The sequence below is a fragment of the Flavobacterium agricola genome, assembly GCF_025919725.1.
Classification (GTDB): domain Bacteria; phylum Bacteroidota; class Bacteroidia; order Flavobacteriales; family Flavobacteriaceae; genus Flavobacterium; species Flavobacterium agricola.
Genome location: NZ_CP081495.1, coordinates 1,718,153 through 1,738,711, shown reverse-complemented (window position 1 = coordinate 1,738,711; position 20,559 = coordinate 1,718,153). Strand labels below are relative to the sequence as shown.

Genomic DNA, 20,559 nt, shown 5'->3' with positions numbered 1-20,559 from the left:
GCTATAAATCGAATTGTTTAATTTTTCGATATAAGGTTCGTTCAGAAATACCTAATTCTTCTGCTGCTGCTTTGCGTTTGCCGTTGTTGCGTTCTAAAGCTTTTTTTATTAGTTCGATTTCTTTTTCGTCTAAACGTAAAGAATCTTCTTCATCAACGGTTTCTGCTAACAAATAGTCTTCATCTTCGTCTAAATTATAATTGTTTATAATTTCTGGCGTAGTTGCTTTGTTGTTTTGTGGTACAATTGGTATGGCAGCAAAACTTTCTTCTTTATTGCGTTCGTGCGTTGGTACTACATTGTCTATGTTATTTTCTTGACCGTAAATACGCTGAATTAACGATTTGTTATTTTCTTGCACGTTTTTAGAATTGTTGTTTTGCATCAATTCTAACGTTAATTTTTTTAAATCGTTTAAATCGGCTTTCATGTCAAAAAGCACTTTGTATAATATTTCGCGCTCGCTGCTAAAATCAGAATCTGCTTTTTTATGTTCTATCACGCTTGGTAAGTTTTTACCTTGCATGGGTAGATAATGTTTTATGGTTTCTAAATTTACCTCGCGTTTGGTTTCTAAAATAGAAATTTGCTCGGCAAAATTGCGTAGTTGCCTAATGTTACCGCTCCAACGGTAATTGGTTAAATAATTTACTGCATTTTCGTCTAAACGAATAGGAGGCATTTTGTATTTGTTTGCAAAATCTGATGCGAATTTGCGGAATAACAAATGAATATCGCCATGACGTTCGCGTAATGGAGGTAAAAATATTTCTACGGTTGATAAACGGTAGTACAAATCTTCACGAAACTTACCTTTTTCAATAGCTTCGTGCATTTTTACGTTGGTTGCGGCTACAATGCGTACGTTGGTTTTTTGTACTTGTGACGAACCTACTTTTATAAATTCACCATTTTCAAGTACGCGAAGTAAGCGAACTTGGGTGGTTAAAGGTAATTCACCAACTTCATCTAAAAAAATGGTTCCGCCATCGGCAACTTCAAAATAACCTTCGCGGGTTGTGGTTGCTCCGGTAAATGCGCCTTTTTCGTGTCCGAATAATTCAGAATCAATGGTTCCTTCTGGAATTGCACCACAGTTCACGGCAATATATTTGCCGTGTTTTCTGTGAGATAGTGCATGTATAATTTTAGGAATGCTTTCTTTACCAACTCCACTTTCTCCGGTTACTAGTACCGAAATGTCAGTAGGGGCAACTTGAATGGCTTTTTCAAGTGCTCTATTTAACTTGGGGTCGTTACCAATAATTTCGAATCGTTGTTTTATAGCTTGAACGCTTTCCATATATAAATTTAAATGTGGCTTTGTTTTTAATTAGCTTTGCATTTCTGAATAACCTACAGCTTCACCAATTAATGTTGCTGAGGTACAATCTGTAATTTTAACCAAAACAAAATCACCTACTTTGTAATTTTGTTTTTCAAACACAACTACTGTATTTTGTGAGTTTCTACCAGACCATTGCGTTTCTGATCGTTTAGAATCTTTTTCAATTAAAACTTCAACGGTTTGTCCTAAAAAGCGTTGCGTGCGTTTTAAACCAATTGCACGTTGTAAATCAACAATTTCTTGTAATCTACGTTTTTTAACTTCTTCCGGCACATCATCTTCCATTTTACGCGAAGCCATGGTTCCTGGACGTTCTGAATAAGCAAACATAAATCCGAAATCGTAATTTGCGTATTCCATTAAAGATAACGTATCTTGATGATCTTGTTCGGTTTCTGTTGGGAAACCTGCAATCATATCTTGTGATAACGAAATTTCTGGAATGATAGCATAAATTTTATCTACCAAAGCCATATATTCTTCACGAGTATGTTGACGGTTCATTTCTTTTAAAATACGTGTAGAACCTGATTGAACCGGTAAGTGAATGTATTTACAAATGTTGTGGTGTTTTGCCATAACATGAATTACTTCTTCGTGCATATCTTGCGGATTAGAAGTTGAAAATCTAAAACGCATTTTTGGGTATGCAGTAGCAACCATATCTAACAACTGAGCAAAATCAACAGCTGTTGCTTTTTCCATTTCAGTTGCTTTTACAAAATCCTTTTTTAACCCACCACCGTACCACAGGTATGAATCTACGTTTTGGCCTAATAAAGTAATTTCTTTAAAGCCGCGTTCCCATAAATCAGCAATTTCTGACATAATACTTTGTGGTTCGCGCGAGCGCTCTCTACCACGTGTAAAAGGAACCACACAGAATGTACACATATTGTCACAACCACGTGTGATTGAAACAAATGCGGTAACTCCGTTTGAGTTTAAACGTACTGGAGCAATATCTCCATACGTTTCTTCTTTAGAAAGAATTACGTTTATAGCTTCACGCCCTTCGTCAACATCTTTTAATAAGTTCGGAATATCTTTGTAAGCATCTGGACCAACCACCATGTCTACAATTTTTTCCTCTTCTAAAAACTTACTTTTTAAACGTTCTGCCATACAACCTAAAACCCCAACCTTCATTCCTGGGTTGTGCTTTTTAACTCGGTTATATTGTTCTAAACGTTTACGAACGGTTTGTTCAGCCTTATCGCGAATAGAGCAGGTGTTTACTAACACCAAATCTGCTTCTTCCAAGTTTTGCGTTGTATTATATCCTTCGTTTGCTAAAATAGATGCTACAATTTCAGAGTCCGAAAAATTCATTTGGCAACCGTAACTTTCTATAAAAAGTTTTTTGGTGTTGCTTTCCTTCTGTTCTAATTCAAGGCTTGTACCTTGTTTGTTTTCGTCAATTACTTTTTCCATAAATCACTTAAAAGTGTATTATTCAGTTTGCAAAGATAGAATTTATTTCGGTTATGTGACAAACTGTCAGCGCGGTTTTTTGCATTAAAAACAGATTAGATTTGTACAACTGATTTTTAAATGTTTTTTTTTCTTTTTATCAGTCTAAAATTTCTATGTTAACATGTAATAATCCGTTTTTTTTATTTTCGCTGATATCAAAAAATGCTTTTTTTGATAAATCTATTTCTCGTCCTTTAGTAAACGGGCCTCGGTCATTAACTTTCACAATTACAGATTGATTGTTAGCTGTGTTGGTAACCTTTACAATAGTACCAAAAGGTAAAGTTTTATGTGCTGCGGTTAATTTGTTGTTGTTAAATTTTTCTCCGCTAGCTGTGGTTCTTCCATTAAATTTATCGTGATAATAGCTCGCAATCACATTTTTTTTATACGATTTTGATTTGTTTTTAGTTTTGTGCTTGGTAGCTGTTTGTTTTGGCGTGTTGTTTTTAACCGAACTTTTAGTGCTAGAACAGGCTGTAAAGCTTATTAAAGCTGTAAAAAGTAAAGCTGATTTAAATAAAAAATTTAGTTTCATACGTTTTACAAATATTTAATATAGGCGATTAGTACCTTAAAAGTACATTTTTTCGTCTTATAAATGTGTCGTAATAAACCAATTAACTAATTTTTAAGGGATGTAGATTGAGTAAGTAAAAAAGCAAACTTTTTTAACCTTGGCTTATTATTAAAAAAAAACCTATACTTTTGTTCAATAAAATTTGATATAAATGGCAAAAAATTTAGTGATTGTTGAGTCTCCTGCTAAGGCAAAAACGATAGAAAAGTTTCTGGGTAGCGATTTTAAGGTCGAATCCAGTTTTGGTCATATTGCTGATATTCCTGCTAACGAAATGGGCGTAGATATAGAAAATAATTTTAAACCTACGTACGAAGTTTCCGCAGATAAAAAAGCATTGGTTAAAAAACTTAAACAGTTAGCTAAAGATGCCGAAATGGTTTGGTTAGCATCCGATGAGGACCGCGAAGGTGAAGCTATTGCTTGGCACCTGGCCGAAGAATTAAATATTAAACCTGAAAAAAGAAAACGCATTGTATTTCACGAAATTACTAAAAATGCAATTTTAAAAGCGATAGAAAATCCTCGTGATATTGATTATAATTTAGTTAATGCACAACAAGCACGCCGTGTATTAGACCGTTTGGTGGGCTACGAACTTTCGCCGGTTTTATGGCGCAAAGTTAAACGCGGATTATCTGCCGGACGTGTACAATCGGTTTCGGTACGTTTAATTGTTGAACGCGAACGCGAAATACAAGACTTTAATTCGGTTGCAACCTATAATATTTCTGCAGAATTTAAAACTGAAAACGGAAAATCTTTTAAAGCAAAATTACCTAAATCATTTGCTACGCAACAAGAAGCTGAAGCTTTTTTACAAGCAAATGTAGGGTCTACTTATAAGGTTTCAGACATCGAAACCAAACCCGCAAAAAAATCGCCAGCAGCACCATTTACAACTTCTACCTTACAACAAGAAGCTGCTCGTAAATTAGGATTACCTGTTGGGGTAACCATGATGTTAGCTCAACGTTTATATGAAGCAGGGTTAATTACTTATATGAGAACCGATAGCGTGAACTTATCTAATGAAGCAATGAGCGCTGCTCAAGCCGAAATTATTCGTTCATACGGTAAAGAATTTTCTAAACCTCGCAATTTTGCAACCAAATCTAAAGGCGCTCAAGAAGCCCACGAAGCCATTCGTCCAACCGATATGAGTAAGCATTCGGTAGCTATTGATCGTGATCAGGCACGTGTATACGATTTAATTTGGAAACGTACTTTAGCTTCGCAAATGAGCGACGCGCAGTTAGAACGTACCAATTTAAAGGTTGAAGCAAATAACCACAGCGATCTTTTTACAGCAACTGGTGAAATGATTAAGTTTGATGGCTTTTTACGTGTGTATTTAGAAGGGCACGATGACGAAGAAGAGCAAGAAGAAGGTATGTTACCAAGCTTAAAAGTTAACGAACCGTTATCAGCAAATTACATTGCAGCAACCCAACGTTTTTCTCGTCCGCCAGCACGTTATTCAGAAGCTGCTTTAGTTAAAAAATTAGAAGAATTAGGTATCGGACGTCCGTCAACCTACGCACCAACCATTACAACAATTATTAACCGTAATTATGTTGAAAAAGGAACGTTTGAAGGTAGTGAACGTCAGTACAACCAACTAATTCTTAAAAATAATACCATTGCAACCAAGCAATTAACAGAAAATACAGGCTCGGATAAAGGTAAATTAGTACCAACCGATATTGGTGTTATCGTAAACGATTTCTTGGTTAAAAATTTCGATACCATTTTAGATTACAACTTTACCGCAAAGGTAGAGCAGGATTTTGATGAGATTGCTGAAGGTAAAGAAAACTGGACCAATATGATGCATCAATTCTATTCGCATTTTCACCCAAAAGTGAACGATGTTATGGATAATGCAGAACGCGAATCGGGTGAACGTACCTTAGGTGTTGATCCGCAATCCGGAAAACCTGTATCTGTTCGTTTAGGTAAATTTGGTCCAATGGCTCAAATTGGAGAACGTGAAGATGAAGAACGTAAATTTGCAAGTTTACGTTCAGATCAAAACATAGCAAGCATTACATTAGAAGAAGCTTTAAAACTTTTTGAATTACCAAAAAAACTAGGCGAATTTGAAAGTGAAGAAGTTGAAGTAAATAATGGCCGATTTGGTCCTTACGTTAAATTCGGGTCTCAATTTATTTCTTTGCCAAAAGGCATGGATCCGGTTGATGTTTCGTTAGCTATGGCTATCGAAATTATTAAAGAAAAACAAAAAGCTGATGCACCAATTGCAACCTTTAAAGGTATGGATGTGCAAAAAGGCGTAGGGCGTTTCGGTCCATTCTTAAAATGGAACGGCATGTTTATTAACGTGAATAAAAAATATGATTTTGATAACCTATCTCAAGCAGATATTGTAGAATTGATTGAAGATAAAATTCAAAAAGAAATCGATAAAGTAATTCACAATTGGGAAGACGAAGGTATTCGTGTCGAAAAAGCACGTTGGGGACGTTCAACTATTATTAGTGGTAAAGTTAAAATCGAATTGTCTAAAGATGTTGATGCAGTACAATTAACCTTAGATGAGGTAAAAGAAATGATTGCTAAAAAAACGCCCGAAAAGAAAACGGCTGCTAAAAAAACAACAGCAACCAAAGCTAAAACAACTACGGCAAAAAAGGCAACAACTAAAACAACAGCTAAAAAAGCGGCACCCAAAAAATAATAACCTAAAATTTTATATTTATGGCTTTTAGTTTTTTAAATCCGATTGATGAAGAAATACTTCATCAAATTGAAATGCTCCCTGAATTAGCTTTGGGAAGAAGCGTTTTAAAACATTCAAAAAATAACTTTCCCGACTTAAGTAATGTTAAAATTGCTATTGTAGGAGTGATGGATGCCAGGGGATTACAAAAAAAAAGTCAAGAATATACAATTAATCATATACGATTAGCGTTTTATAACTTATTTCCCGGTAACTGGGACAGTAATATTGCCGATTTAGGAGATGTGCCTGTTGGTGAAAATGTTAGCGATACTTACTATGTTTTACAAAAAGCAGTGACGGCGTTGTTGCATAAAAACATAGTGCCTATTATTTTAGGCGGTTCGCAAGATCATGTTTATCCTTTATATCGCGCATTCGATCCGGAAAAAACATTAGTTAATTATGTGGCAATTGATGCGAAGTTAGATTTTAAAGGTTTGTATAAATCTCCAGCAGATTCATATGTCACACAAATGATTCTTGAGGAGCCAAGTAATTTATATAATTATGCAAACATTGGTTATCAGACGTTTTTAAATGCACAAGACGAAATTAATTTTGTTGAGTCATTAAGTTTTGATGCTTTTAGATTGGGCGAAATAACGGCAAAGTTACATTTAGCTGAGCCTATTATTCGAGAAGCAAATTTAGTTTCTATTGATATGCTTTCGGTAAAAAGCGCAAGTTCCGGAAATTTTTCAGAATTTGTTCCTAACGGATTTGATGGAAAAGAAATTTGTACTTTAGCTCGTTATGCTGGAATTAGTGAGTCTGTATCATGCTTTGGTGTGTTTAATCAACAAGGTTCAAAATCCGAAGCTGTGCTGATCAGCCAGATAATTTGGTATTTCATAGAAGGTTTACAATATCGTGTATACGAACGAGTTAGTGTAGACGATATAAATTTTAAGAAATTTATCGTTCCGTTAAGAGATATAGAGTTGGTTTTTTACAACAGCATCATAACAAACCGTTGGTGGATAGAAATGAATAGTGACGCAAGCACAAACGCAGGACAACTCGTTATTCCTTGCGCTGCAGAAGATTACGAAAATGCCCGTGCTGGTGAAATACCAGAAAGATGGTGGAAGTTGTTAAAAAAAAGCTTGTTGTAGCTCTTTAAAAGAGCATAATTTTTTATTTTCTTTTTTTTAACGTTATCATTGTTTATTTTAAAAAATATAAATAGGTTTACACCTGTTAAAAGTAGTATATAATTAACCCAAATTTATATGAAGAAGTTCATTGTGTTATCAGCACTTTTTTCATTGTTTTTAGGAAGCTGTAGCAAAAGCGACAGAGGAGAACTTGTAGGAGCAAAGGGAAAAAAATGGCATCCAGAAAAGCCGTATGGAATGACATTAGTGCCAGGTGGAGCATTTATAATGGGGAAATCAGATGATGATTTTCTAGGTGTTACAGATGCGCCAACCAAAACAGTTACAGTTCGTTCTTTTTATATGGATGAAACTGAAATTACCAATAGTGAGTATCGCCAATTTGTAAATTGGGTAAAGGATTCTATTATTCGTACTAAACTTGCAATAAAAGCTGAAGAAATGGGATTAACTGCAACCGAAGGTCGCGGTTCCGAACCTTCAATAGCTGATTATGCATTTACTAATGTTGACGAATCTAAAATGTCACCATACGATAAGTATATGTATGAAAACTATTACAGTATTTCTGATGATGAATTTGCGGGACGTCGTTTAAATAAAAAAATTAAACTTCACCAAGATCCTCAAAAATATCCAGACGAACATTATGTTGAAGTTATGGATACCATGTATTTACCAGAAAGTGAATCTTACAACGGATTAAAAACAATTGACGTTTCTAAGCTTAATTATCGTTATACGCAAATGGATATCGATAAAGCAGCTAAAGATAAGTCAACTAACAATTCCAGATCTAAACGTAGCCAATACGTAAAAACAGAAATTCAAAACATTTATCCAGATACAACTGTTTGGATTAAAGATTTTGCATACTCATACAACGAGCCAATGCATAATGATTATTTCTGGCACCAAGCTTATGGTGATTATCCAGTAGTTGGTGTGAACTGGTACCAAGCAAAAGCTTTTTGTTCTTGGAGAACCATGTATAAAAATGCTTACATTAAAAAACAAAAAGGTAGAGATTTTGTAAACTCATTCCGATTACCATTAGAAGCTGAGTGGGAATTTGCCGCTCGTGGTGGTTTAGAAGGTGCAACGTACCCATGGGGTGGTCCTTATACCATTGATGATAGAGGTTGCTATTTAGCAAACTTTAAACCAATGCGTGGAGATTATTCTGCAGACGGAGCTCTTTATACGGTAGAAGCAAAATCATTCGATCCAAATGGTTATAACCTATATAACATGTCTGGTAACGTTGCAGAATGGACTCATTCATCGTACCAACATAACTCATTTGAATTCAGCTCAACAATGAATCCGGATGTTTCTGACCCAACTAACCGTCGTAAAGTGGTACGTGGTGGTTCTTGGAAAGACGTTGCATATTACTTACAAGTGGGAACACGCTACTGGGAATATGCAGATACATCACGCAGTTACATTGGTTTCCGTACTGTGCAAGATTACATGGGAACGCAAACTACAGGTAACGCACCTAGATAATTGAACTTTAAATTTAAATAGTATATAACACTTAAATTATTATTATGGGATTATTACCTAAAAGAGTGATGAACTTTGCTTACGGAATGGGAGCAGCAGTTGTAATTATTGGAGCATTATTCAAATTAATGCATTGGCCGTATGCATCTCCAATGTTAATTATAGGTTTAGTAGTTGAAGCTGCAATTTTCGCTTTATCTGCTTTCGACCATGAAGAAGAATTAGATTGGACAAAAGCATATCCAGAATTAGTTGGTGGAGAACCAGTAAACCGCGGAAATGGTTTTGCAGGAAATGGTCAAGACCAAGGATTGCTTTCTGAAAAATTAGATAATTTATTACGTGAAGCTAAAATTGATGCTGACTTAATGAACTCATTAGGAAGCAGTATCAAAAATTTTGAAGGTGCTGCTAAAGCAATTGCTCCAACAGTAGATTCTGTTGCCTCAACTAAAAAGTACGCTGAAGAAATGACGTTAGCTGCTTCACAATTAGAAGCATTAAACGGATTATACAAAACACAATTAGAAAGCGCATCTAAAAACGCAGAAATTAATAAAGAAGTTGCAGCAAACAATCTTTTATTAAAAGATCAAATGCAAAACTTAACAGCAAATTTAACAAGCTTAAACAACGTTTACGGAGGCATGTTATCTGCTATGACAAACAAATAAAAGTTAGTTAATATTAACTATCAGTACTTATTAATTTAACTTATATTTAAATGGCAAGCGGTAAGCAAACACCTAGACAAAAGATGATTAACCTGATGTATCTGGTTTTCATCGCAATGATGGCATTAAATATGTCCAAAGAAGTATTGTCAGCATTCGGGTTAATGAATGAAAAATTCGAAGCAGCCAATACAACTGCAACAGCAAACAACAAAAATTTATTTGCAGCCTTAGCTGCAAAAGCAGACGAAAATCCTGCACAATATAAAATACCTTACGATAAAGCAAAAGAAATTAAAGCCGTTTCTGATAAGTTTTATACTGAATTAGAAGCTACTAAAACCTTAATTTTAGATTCTAACGGAATTGTTCCTGAAAACGGAAAATTACCTTACGAAACTATGGATAAAGGTGCAGGTTTAGACGAAACTTGGTTTTCAGGTGACGGATATTCTGAAAAAGGGCAAGCTTTTATTAATGCTATAGAAGCTTATAAAGCAGGGATGCGCAAAGCAATTGGCGACGATAAAAAGCTAGCTACTGTTTTACAAGAAGTAGATTCTAAATTTGATATTTCTGACGTTAAAGATGGCGAAGGAATTACAAAAAAATATTTAGATTACCACTACAAAGGTTTCCCATCAATTGCATCTTTAACAAAAATCTCTGCAATGGAGAATGATGTTAGAAAAATTGAACAAGATGCTTTTTCAGCATTTATGGGTAACACAGCAGCTGCAGCAGCTTCTATGACAAACTACCAAGCTATTGTAATTATGGATAAATCAGCTTTTTTTGCTGGTGAACCAGTTACAGGACGTGTGGTTTTAGGTCGTTATGACGAATCTACTGTACCAACAAGCGTTGTAGTAAACGGTAACAAAGTTAAAATTGATAAAGGTGAAGCTATTTTTAAATTTGCTGCAGGTAATGTAGGAGATCATAAAATTGGCGGACAATTTACATTTATGGAAGACGGAAAAGCAATTAATATTCCAATCAACGGAAATTATGTTGTTGTTCCAAAACCAAACAGTGCAAACATTTCTGCAGATAAAATGAACACGGTTTACCGTGGGGTACAAAACCCAATGACTATTTCTTTTGCTGGCGTTTCTAACGATAAAGTTACAGCATCGGCTCCAGGATTATCAAAATCTGGAAACGGATACGTTTGGGATGTAACAACTATTCAAGGTAACCAAGCAACTGTAAATGTTACCGCTGTTTTACCTGACGGAACTAAAGTTACTGACCAAAAAACATTTAATGTTCGTGGTATTCCTGCTCCGGTTGCAAAAGTTCGTGGTTCTGTTAACTCAGCAAAAGGAAGTAAAGCAGATTTAGCAAATTCACCAGTACAAGTTGCATTCCCAGATTTCGTTTACGATGTGAATACAAAAGTTACCGGATTTGAATTATTTGTACCAGGGCAACCTGCAATTGTTGTAAATGGTGATAGAATGACCGATCAAGCTAAAAAAGCAATTGCTACAGCTCAAAAAGGTGATAAAATTACGATTAACAACGTAAAAACTACTTTAGACGGAGCTCCTGGCTATAGAATGCCTGGATCATCTCCTTTTATTTGGGAGGTTAACTAATTTAAAATTAGAACAAAATGCAAAAAAGATTTTTATTACTATTTTCTTCAATCATATTTTCTTCAACCGCAACATTTGCGCAATCTAACTTGTTGAATGCGAAGATTCCTGAAGAAATTGGGGAAAAAACAGCAGCGCAATTAGAAGCAGATAACGACAAACCGTTACCTTACCCATGGATTAATGACCGTGATGTATTGTACGGAAAGCGCGTTTGGGAAATTATTGATTTAGATGAGCGCATCAACTTTCCATTTTATTTCCCAATCGAAGATAATTTAGGAAGTGGTAGAAAACCTTTATTTAGCGTTCTTTTAGATGGAATTAAAGATGGTGAAGTCACTGAAGTTTTTTCTGATTCGTATTTTCAAAGCCGAAAAACTTTAGAAGAAATTTTGTCTTCTTTTACCTTTTCTGAATTAACTAACGAAGGAAACGAAATTGTAAACATGTACAACGGACGTTCTGAAGAAGAGTTAAAAGCACAAGGAATTTTAGAAGAATGGCATTTTGTTAATTCTGAAGTAACACCTGCCGATGTGGTACAATACAAATTAGTAGGTTATTGGTTTTTTGATGCCATGCAAGCTGAAATGAAATTCCGTGTTTTAGGAATTGCACCAGTAGCTGTTGATGCTTTATCTAAAGCACGTGGTATGGAAGATGCAACAACCGAACTTTTTTGGGTTTTTTATCCATCTGTTCGTGATTTACTACATGAGCATTATGCATTTAACAACCGCAATTCATCTGTGCCTTTCTCGTTCGATAATTTATTTACAGGCCGTCGTTTCGGATCTGTTATTTACAAAGAAGAAAACGTTTATGGTGACCGAGCAATTGATGAGTACATTATAGAAAATGCTCAAATGCAATTATTAGAATCTCAAAGAATTAAAGAGAAAATTCGCGATATCGAACAAGATATGTGGACGTATTAATTTAATTCAAAATATAAATTAAAACTCCTGCTTTATGGCAGGAGTTTTTTATTTTTGCATCATGAAAGATTTTTTAATTGTTGGTTTAGGGTTAGCAGGCATTTCGTTTTCCGAAACCTTACGTGCCCATAACAAATCATTTACCGTAATTTCAGACCAATCCTTTAATTCGTCTGTAATTGCTGGCGGTATGTACAATCCGGTAGTTTTAAAACGCTATTCAGAAGTTTGGAAAGCGCAAGAACAATTGAATGCTGCTATGCCGCTTTATACTGCTATTCAAAAGCGTTTAAAAGTTGAATTTTTAAACCCGATGCCGGTATATCGTAAATTCGCCTCGATTGAAGAACAAAATAATTGGTTTATTGCTGCAGATAAACCCAAAATGGCTCCATTTCTTTCAACCAAATTGATTAAAATTCAAGTTCCAAGCATTTATGCACCTTACGGATATGGTGAAGTTTTACATTCGGGATATTTAGATACCAAATTGTTAACCGAAGTTTATGCTGCCGAATTACTTTCACAAGCCAATTTGCAACAAGAACATTTTGATTACAATGCGTTGCAAGTGCAAAATGATGCTGTGGTTTATAAAGGTGAAAGCTATAAAAATATTGTATTTGCAGACGGGTTTGGTTTACACGCTAATCCGTATTTTAATAACTTACCTTTAGACGGCACCAAAGGTGAATTATTAATCATTAAAGCACCCGATTTACAAATCAATTTCATTTTAAAATCATCAATTTTTATCATGCCAATCGGTAATGATTTATATAAAGTTGGTGCAACCTACAATTGGACCGATAAAACCGATGCAATAACAGAAGAAGGAAAACAAGAATTACTTACCGAACTAAAGCAACTAATTACTTGCAATTTTGAGGTTGTGCATCATTTTGCTGGTGTACGTCCAACCGTTCGCGATCGTCGTCCGTTAGTTGGTCAGCATTATGAGCATAAAAACCTATTTGTTTTAAATGGTTTAGGTACGCGTGGTGTTATGTTTGGACCGTTTTTGGCCCAAGCTTTGTACCAATTTATTTATGAAGGTGCGGAATTAGAAAAAGAAATTAATATTAATCGTATCTATAAAAAATTAGATATTCGAATTCAACATAAAAATGCTTAATATTTCAAATATATCCGTTTCTTTTGGAGGAACGTATTTGTACCAAGATATTACCTTTCGTTTAGGCGCAGGTGATCGCGTGGGATTAGTGGGTAAAAACGGAGCAGGTAAATCTACCATGCTTAAAATGTTGGCTGGTGATATTAAACCAGACGAAGGCGTTATTGCTAGCGAAAAAGAAATTAAAATTGGTTTTTTACGTCAGGATATTGACTTTGTTCCTGGACGTACCGTTTTAGAAGAAGCGTATCAAGCTTTTAAAGAAATTAAAGATTTAGAAGTTAAGATTGACGATATCAATTACCAATTAGGTTCGCGTGCCGATTACGAATCAGAAGCTTACGCAGATTTAATTGACAAAATTTCTGATTACAATCATTTATACGATATTTTAGGCGGATATAACTACGTAGGTAATACCGAACGTATTTTGCTTGGTTTAGGATTTAAACGTGACGATTTTAACCGCCAAACCGAAACTTTTTCTGGCGGATGGCGTATGCGTATTGAACTGGCTAAGTTATTACTTCAATCTAACGATATTTTACTTTTAGATGAGCCAACCAATCACTTAGATATCGAATCTATTATTTGGTTAGAAGGATTTTTAAAAAACTTTCCCGGCGTTGTAGTTATTGTATCGCACGATAAAATGTTTTTAGATAACGTTACCAATCGTACCATCGAAATTTCGTTAGGTAAAGCGTATGATTTTAATAAACCATATTCGCAATATTTAACCTTACGTCACGAAATTCGTGAAAAGCAATTAGCAACGCAGAAAAACCAAGCTAAAAAAATTGAAGAAACCGAAAAGCTGATCGAAAAGTTTCGTGCAAAAGCATCAAAAGCATCAATGGCTCAATCTTTAATTAAAAAATTAGATAAGGTTGAACGTATTGAAGTTGATGAAGATGATAATTCGGTTATGGCAATTAACTTTCCGGTTTCAATTGTGCCGGGTAGGTTAGTGGTAGAAGCTGAAAATGTAACCAAACGTTTTGATGATAAATTGATATTTAAAAATATTGATTTAGCGGTAGAACGTGGTAGTAAAATTGCTTTTGTTGGACAAAACGGTCAAGGAAAATCTACCTTCATTAAAGCCATAATGAATGAATTTGAGTACGAAGGACATATAAAATTGGGGCACAACGTTCAGGTTGGTTATTTTGCACAAAATCAGGCCGAATATTTAGATGGCGAATTAACCGTTTTAGATACCATGATTGATGCCGCAACCGATAGCAACCGATCTAAAGTTCGCGATATGCTTGGTGCTTTTTTATTTCGTGGCGATGATGTAGATAAAAAAGTAAAAGTACTTTCTGGGGGCGAACGTAACCGTTTAGCATTATGCCGTATGTTGTTGCATCCGTTTAATGTTTTATTAATGGACGAGCCAACCAATCACTTAGATATTAAATCTAAAAACGTACTAAAGGCTGCTCTAGAAAAGTTTGAAGGTACCTTAATTTTAGTTTCTCACGACCGTGATTTTTTACAAGGATTAACCAATATGGTTTATGAATTTAAAGATCAGGCCATAAAACAATATTTAGGCGATATTAATTACTTTTTAGAACAGCGTAATGTTGAAAATTTTAGAGAAGTAGAAAAGAAAACTGAAACTAATAAAAAAAGCAATGAACCTGTAAAAAAGGTTGAAGCAAAACCCGCTCTTTCGTACGAAGATCAGAAAAAACTAAAAGCTTTACAAAATAAGCTGTCTAAAACCGAAAGCCAAATTGCGCAATTGGAAAAAGATATTGCTAAAGCTGATGCTGAATTAGCAAATGATTACGAAAAGTTAATGAACGATAGTAAATTTTTTGATCGTTATGAAAAAATGAAAAAAGATTTAGATCAAGCCATGTCGGATTGGGAATTGATTCAAGAAGAAATAGATAATTTTGAATTTTAATATAAAAAAAGCGAAGGTTAATCTTCGCTTTTTTTATGATATATTAATTTTTTCGCCCTGAAATTTTGGTTCTTTATCAACAAACTTATCAATAAATACCTTTACTCGAGCTAATTTTTCGCGCAGATTGGTTTTTAGTCCTTGTTTTGCCGAAACATCAGCCGCGTTATAACCGATGCCGTTTAAACCTAAATAATCGGCTATAAACAAAGCGCGCTCGTTATGAAATTTTTGAGAAATTACAGTAAATTGCTGTTGTCCAAAAATAGCTTGTAAGCGATAAACAGAATCTAAAGTTCTAAATCCTGCATAATCTAAATACATATGCTGGGCCGGAATGCCCAAAGCAAGTAAATCGTCCATCATGCTTTGCGGTTCGTTATATGTTGGGGTACTATTATCGCCGCTAATAACCAATGTGCTAATTTTGTTGGCATGATATAAAGCAGCTGCAGCTGTAATTCGGTTTGCGTAATACGGATTGATTGCACCGTTTTTTAGGTACTTTCCGGTACCTAGTAATAAACCAACTTTGTTGTACGGAATGGTTTCGGTTGTTTCATAAACTTTGTTTTGCGCTTGATTGGTTACAACTGCATCACAATAAATAATACTACCTATAATAAGTACACAAATAAAAAGGAATAGTTTTATTTTAAACTTCATGCTTATTGGATTTAAAAAAAGCTTTGAAAAATTCAAAGCTTAGTTTTTTTTATTTTATTAAAAATGAAACCATTTCGGTTTTGTCTTTATAATCAGCAAATGTGAATTTTTGGTAATTTAAAGAATCGTACAAACGCACGTACATTTGTCCGCGAGTTAAATCAGTTAATACCGTCCAAAGCGTAAATTCGGTCATGTATTTTGCCGGAGTTGCTTGTTCTCCTTCACCGCTTAAATCTTTAGTAATATTTTTAGGGCGGTCAAAGTTATTCATTACGTGACCAAGTTCTACTAATTGTAAATCCGGATCAGCTACACGATTTGCATAGGTAGAAAAATAGAAAGCTTTAATAAAACGTCCAACCGAAGTTGCTGATGATGGTAAAACGCTTGTTGCAATTCCGCTATCTGGTTGTCTTAAATTTAAGTCGCCAACTTTACCAATTGTTGTATCAATGTTTGTAATGTGCGAATAATTATTTAAGTTTTCCATATGCCACGGAAATTCTGGTCCGTTTGTCATAACGCCCGTTGGGTTGTCATAAACCACTAAAGCACCATTTTTAACTTCTACCACAATAGATCCGCCCGCTTTATCGTAAACTGCAAAATGAAAAGGTGTTTCTAAACCACCTAACATTTCTAAAGCTTCAGACCAAAAAACTACGCCTTGTGTTAATCCTGCTTTTACTTCATCAACGGTTGCAAAGTTAGCTAGAACCCATTCGCCAAATGATGCATAAGGAACTGCGTTTTTGTATTCTTCCGGTTTAATTTCGTTTAATGGCGGAGATGGCATCATGTTTAAACTAAATGCTAATCCTGCATCGTTAAAACCTTCTAAAGCATCTTTCACATCAAAAACACTTACCGGTGTGGTTAATGCTAAAATAGCATATTTAGCTGTGTACTGAAGCCCTGGTGTTTTATTTGGTGCTAAATGCTGAAACGAATAACCTTTTGGGTAATAAGTTAAGCTGGTTAAGGCTTCGCCAAAAGTTAGTTCCATTCCGCGACCGTGATAAACGTTGTTGTTTAGGTCTTTAACGATTAATGATGTACATGCAAAAGGAGCATTAAATTTTTGAAGAGGTTGTTTAAACTCATCAAAATTTTTAAAGGTTACATTTTGTGCCATTGGAATATGAGATATCGAATAAATTAAAAGTAATTAGCTACAAATTTAGCGTTAACTAATATAATTTTTTTTATTGAATTGGTTACTACATACCAACGAATTTTATTTTTATTTATTGTAGTATTTACAAGTACTAAGAAAATAAAAAAGAGAGCAATTTGCTCTCTTTTATTATTATTCTAAACCAGTCATTTTAACAGCACTACGGTAAACAAATTTACCGTATATGTGTCGTTTTGCAAAACGCGCTGGCGAATCTGCGTTAATCATTTTTACGTAGGTAACTTTTGGTACACCGTAATATTCAAATTTACTACCGTTAACTAAGGTAACAAACAAAATACCTTCTTCCATATAAAATTCAGCAATGTTGTTAGCTGCAATTATGGCCTCAAATTCTTCTTTGTTTTTTTCTACGGTTTCATTGGCAATGCTCACTAAAAAATGGTACGCTTCAATAATTGCCTGGCTTTTCTCATCAGCTTCTGCTTTTTCTGCATCCGACGGAAATAAATCAGGGTGATATTGCTTCATACTATTTCTGTAAATAGTTTTAAGTTCTTTAAGCGTTACGTTTTTGGTAACATTTAAAAGCGTGCGATAGCCATTAATTTTTTTTGTACTCATTGCTTTAGATATAAAAAAAGCCACTTTATAAAAGTGGCTTACTTAGTAGCGGGAACAGGACTCGAACCTGTGACCTTCGGGTTATGAGCCCGACGAGCTGCCTACTGCTCTATCCCGCTGTGCGAATTTCAACTTTTGTTGAATGTATTTTCAGTAAAAACTTAGTAGCGGGAACAGGACTCGAACCTGTGACCTTCGGGTTATGAGCCCGACGAGCTGCCTACTGCTCTATCCCGCTGTACGAATTTCAACCTTTGTTGAATGTATTTTCAGTAAAACTTAGTAGCGGGAACAGGACTCGAACCTGTGACCTTCGGGTTATGAGCCCGACGAGCTGCCTACTGCTCTATCCCGCTGTGCGAATTTCAACCTTTGTTGAAAGTATTTTCAGTAAAAACTTAGTAGCGGGAACAGGACTCGAACCTGTGACCTTCGGGTTATGAGCCCGACGAGCTGCCTACTGCTCTATCCCGTTATTTCGATTGCAAAAGTACAACCATTTTTTAGAATACCAAACTTTTTTTAAAAATAAAAAGGAATTTTAAATTTCTGTTCTAAAATGTTTAACTTTGTAGGCTAAATTAAATGTTATGTCGCACAAAGCTGGATACGTAAATATTATTGGAAATCCGAACGTAGGTAAATCAACCTTAATGAATGCTTTTGTTGGAGAAAGATTATCTATTATTACCTCTAAAGCACAAACAACCCGTCACAGAATTTTGGGTATTGTTAATGGAGATGATTTTCAAATTTTATTTTCAGATACGCCTGGAATTATTAAACCTGCGTACGAGCTGCAAAATTCGATGATGGATTTTGTAAAATCTGCTTTTGAAGATGCGGATATTTTAATTTACATGGTTGAAATAGGTGAGAAGGATTTAAAGGATGAAGCTTTTTTTAATAAAATAATTCATGCAAAAATCCCTGTATTGCTATTATTAAACAAAATTGATAAATCAAACCAAGAACAGTTAGAAGAGCAAGTTGCTTTATGGCATGAAAAAGTGCCTAATGCAGAAATTTATCCAATATCTGCATTAAACAGTTTTAATATTGATGTTGTTTTTAATAGAATTGTAGAATTGCTTCCTGTTTCACCGCCTTATTTCCCTAAAGATGCGTTAACAGACAAGCCCGAACGCTTTTTTGTGAACGAAACCATTCGTGAAAAAATATTATTACATTACGAAAAGGAAATTCCGTATGCAGTTGAAGTTGAAACAGAAGAGTTTTTAGAAGAAGAAGATATCATCCGTATTAAATGCTTAATTATGGTAGAACGTAATTCTCAAAAAGGAATTATTATAGGCCATAAAGGAGAAGCAATTAAAAGGGTAGGAACCGAAGCTCGTATTGATTTAGAAAAGTTTTTTGACAAAAAAGTACATATTGAGCTTTTTGTAAAAGTAAATAAAGACTGGAGAAGCAACGATTATCAATTACGTCGTTTCGGATATAACAACAAATAATAATTAAAAAAGTGCATTTGCTACAAGCGGATTTTTCAAATGTACTTTGCACTAAATATTTAGATAAATGAATAATATCGTAGCCATAGTTGGACGCCCAAATGTTGGGAAATCTACGTTTTTCAACCGTTTAATTCAACGTCGTGATGCGATTGTTGACTCAGTTAGCGGTGTTACTCGTGACCGTAATTACGGAAAAAGTGAGTGGAATGGAAAAGAATTTTCGGTAATTGATACCGGTGGATATATTAAAGGATCTGATGATGTTTTTGAAGGCGAAATTCGCCGTCAGGTTGAATTAGCTATTGATGAAGCAGATGCTATTATTTTTGTAGTTGATGTTGAAGAAGGTATTACACCAATGGACGAAGAAGTTGCAAAACTTTTACGTAAAGTAACAAAACCTGTTTTATTAGCAGTAAATAAAGTAGATAACGGAAAGCGTTTAGAAGATGCTTACGAATTTTACAATTTAGGTTTAGGAGAATTTTATCCTATTGCCGGAATGAATGGTTCTGGAACAGGTGAATTATTAGATAAGCTGGTTGAAGTTTTACCTGAATTACCAGAAGTAAATGAAGATGAAGAAGCTTTACCTCGTTTTACTGTTGTTGGGCGCCCTAATGCTGGTAAATCATCTTTTATTAATGCTTTAATTGGTGAAGATCGTTTTGTGGTTACCGATATTGCTGGTACAACCCGTGATGCTATTGATACCAAATACAACCGTTTTGGATTTGAGTTTAATTTGGTTGATACCGCAGGAATTCGTCGTAAAGCAAAAGTAAAAGAAGATTTAGAATTTTACTCTGTAATGCGTTCGGTTCGTGCTATAGAACATTCAGATGTTTGTATTTTAATGATTGATGCAACGCGCGGTTTTGAAAGTCAAGACCAAAATATTTTTTGGTTAGCCGAAAAAAACCGTAAAGGCATTGTGATTTTAGTAAATAAATGGGATTTGGTAGAAAAAGATTCTATGACTACTAAAATGTACGAACAAAAAATTAGAGAAGAAATTGCACCGTTTACCGACGTGCCAATTATATTTACATCGGCATTAACTAAACAACGTTTATTAAAAGCCTTAGAAGCAGCTGTTGAAGTTTATGAAAACCGCAAACAACGTATCGCAACTTCTAAATTAAACGATTTTATTTTACCAATTATAGAAAATATGCCACCACCGGCAATTAAAGGTAAGTACGTAAAAATTAAATATTGTATGCAATTGCCAACGCCAACACCGCAATTTGTGTTGTTTGCAAACTTACCGCAATATGTTAAAGATCCGTACAAACGATTTTTAGAAAATAAAATTCGTGAAAACTTTAATTTTACCGGAGTTCCGATTGATATTTATATTCGTCAGAAATAATAAAATAAAAAAAACGTTTAGTAAAGGGCTAAACGTTTTTTTTACAATTAAAATCTATAAATAAGAAAGTCAAAATTTTGTAGCTACATTTATTTAAAAAGCAACCTTTGGGGAGGTTGCTTTTTAATTACCATAAAATTATTACTATATTAAGAAAATGAATTTGGGAATAATAAGGGAATTATTTTCATTTCCTTGTTACAAATATAGACAGACC

16 protein-coding genes and 4 tRNA genes are annotated in these 20,559 nt (G+C 34.6%); 10 read left to right on the top strand and 10 right to left on the bottom strand.

Features of this window, described 5'->3' with window-relative positions; all coding sequences use genetic code 11:
* Position 1: 1 nt before the first annotated feature.
* From K5I29_RS08655 to K5I29_RS08645, 3 genes are all read right to left on the bottom strand, one after another.
* Positions 2 to 1,303, bottom strand: coding sequence for a sigma 54-interacting transcriptional regulator (locus K5I29_RS08655; RefSeq protein ID WP_264432516.1), 1,302 nt, complete (start codon positions 1,301 to 1,303; stop codon positions 2 to 4).
* Between the two features lie 30 nt (positions 1,304 to 1,333).
* A complete protein-coding gene (gene miaB / locus K5I29_RS08650; RefSeq protein ID WP_264432514.1) occupies positions 1,334 to 2,782 on the bottom strand; it encodes a tRNA (N6-isopentenyl adenosine(37)-C2)-methylthiotransferase MiaB in 1,449 nt (482 codons plus the stop codon).
* Positions 2,783 to 2,921: 139 nt separating this feature from the next.
* Positions 2,922 to 3,362, bottom strand: coding sequence for a septal ring lytic transglycosylase RlpA family protein (locus K5I29_RS08645; RefSeq protein ID WP_264432512.1), 441 nt, complete (start codon positions 3,360 to 3,362; stop codon positions 2,922 to 2,924).
* Positions 3,363 to 3,555: 193 nt separating this feature from the next.
* On the opposite strand from K5I29_RS08645, the gene topA reads away from it, so the two are divergent.
* The 8 genes from topA (at position 3,556) to K5I29_RS08605 (ending at position 15,058) form a co-directional block, all read left to right on the top strand.
* Entirely contained in the window at positions 3,556 to 6,105 is a 2,550-nt protein-coding gene (topA, locus tag K5I29_RS08640) for a type I DNA topoisomerase (RefSeq protein ID WP_264432510.1), read from the top strand.
* Between the two features lie 20 nt (positions 6,106 to 6,125).
* Positions 6,126 to 7,265, top strand: a complete 1,140-nt coding sequence (locus K5I29_RS08635) for a formimidoylglutamase (RefSeq protein WP_264432508.1) — start codon at positions 6,126 to 6,128, stop codon at positions 7,263 to 7,265.
* Between the two features lie 117 nt (positions 7,266 to 7,382).
* The gene (gene porK, locus K5I29_RS08630) at positions 7,383 to 8,780 is read left to right on the top strand and encodes a T9SS ring complex lipoprotein PorK/GldK (RefSeq protein WP_264432505.1); all 1,398 of its coding nucleotides are present in this window, start codon (positions 7,383 to 7,385) and stop codon (positions 8,778 to 8,780) included.
* A 44-nt stretch (positions 8,781 to 8,824) separates the two neighbouring features.
* Complete coding sequence (gene porL, locus K5I29_RS08625) at positions 8,825 to 9,454, top strand: type IX secretion system motor protein PorL/GldL (protein WP_264432504.1); 630 nt, start codon at positions 8,825 to 8,827, stop codon at positions 9,452 to 9,454.
* Positions 9,455 to 9,504: 50 nt separating this feature from the next.
* The gene (porM, locus tag K5I29_RS08620; RefSeq protein ID WP_264432501.1) at positions 9,505 to 11,058 is read left to right on the top strand and encodes a type IX secretion system motor protein PorM/GldM; all 1,554 of its coding nucleotides are present in this window, start codon (positions 9,505 to 9,507) and stop codon (positions 11,056 to 11,058) included.
* 17 nt (positions 11,059 to 11,075) lie between these two features.
* Positions 11,076 to 11,999, top strand: coding sequence for a type IX secretion system ring subunit PorN/GldN (gene porN / locus K5I29_RS08615; RefSeq protein ID WP_264432500.1), 924 nt, complete (start codon positions 11,076 to 11,078; stop codon positions 11,997 to 11,999).
* Positions 12,000 to 12,033: 34 nt separating this feature from the next.
* Complete coding sequence (locus K5I29_RS08610) at positions 12,034 to 13,134, top strand: NAD(P)/FAD-dependent oxidoreductase (protein WP_317134273.1); 1,101 nt, start codon at positions 12,034 to 12,036, stop codon at positions 13,132 to 13,134.
* Entirely contained in the window at positions 13,127 to 15,058 is a 1,932-nt protein-coding gene (locus K5I29_RS08605) for an ABC-F family ATP-binding cassette domain-containing protein (RefSeq protein ID WP_264432497.1), read from the top strand. Before K5I29_RS08610 ends, K5I29_RS08605 begins: the two co-directional genes overlap by 8 nt.
* Before the next feature lie 33 nt (positions 15,059 to 15,091).
* Here the strand turns inward: K5I29_RS08605 and K5I29_RS08600 are convergent, their stop codons facing one another.
* The 7 genes from K5I29_RS08600 to K5I29_RS08570 form a co-directional block, all read right to left on the bottom strand.
* Complete coding sequence (locus K5I29_RS08600; RefSeq protein WP_264432496.1) at positions 15,092 to 15,724, bottom strand: SanA/YdcF family protein; 633 nt, start codon at positions 15,722 to 15,724, stop codon at positions 15,092 to 15,094.
* A gap of 49 nt (positions 15,725 to 15,773) precedes the next feature.
* Positions 15,774 to 16,862 (bottom strand): linear amide C-N hydrolase, encoded by a 1,089-nt coding sequence (locus tag K5I29_RS08595; RefSeq protein ID WP_264432494.1) that lies wholly within the window; start codon positions 16,860 to 16,862, stop codon positions 15,774 to 15,776.
* 174 nt (positions 16,863 to 17,036) lie between these two features.
* The gene (locus tag K5I29_RS08590) at positions 17,037 to 17,489 is read right to left on the bottom strand and encodes a KTSC domain-containing protein (RefSeq protein WP_264432492.1); all 453 of its coding nucleotides are present in this window, start codon (positions 17,487 to 17,489) and stop codon (positions 17,037 to 17,039) included.
* Positions 17,490 to 17,535: 46 nt separating this feature from the next.
* A tRNA-Met gene (locus K5I29_RS08585) sits at positions 17,536 to 17,608 on the bottom strand.
* Between the two features lie 46 nt (positions 17,609 to 17,654).
* Positions 17,655 to 17,727: transfer RNA gene (locus K5I29_RS08580), tRNA-Met, on the bottom strand.
* Between the two features lie 45 nt (positions 17,728 to 17,772).
* A tRNA-Met gene (locus tag K5I29_RS08575) sits at positions 17,773 to 17,845 on the bottom strand.
* Positions 17,846 to 17,891: 46 nt separating this feature from the next.
* Positions 17,892 to 17,964: transfer RNA gene (locus K5I29_RS08570), tRNA-Met, on the bottom strand.
* Positions 17,965 to 18,079: 115 nt separating this feature from the next.
* Here K5I29_RS08570 and era point away from each other — a divergent pair.
* Both era and der read left to right on the top strand, forming a co-directional pair.
* Positions 18,080 to 18,964 carry a GTPase Era gene (era, locus tag K5I29_RS08565; protein WP_264432489.1) on the top strand — a complete coding sequence of 295 codons (885 nt, stop codon included), beginning with the start codon at positions 18,080 to 18,082 and terminating at the stop codon, positions 18,962 to 18,964.
* A gap of 67 nt (positions 18,965 to 19,031) precedes the next feature.
* Complete coding sequence (der, locus tag K5I29_RS08560) at positions 19,032 to 20,342, top strand: ribosome biogenesis GTPase Der (RefSeq protein ID WP_264432486.1); 1,311 nt, start codon at positions 19,032 to 19,034, stop codon at positions 20,340 to 20,342.
* Positions 20,343 to 20,559 lie beyond the last annotated feature (217 nt).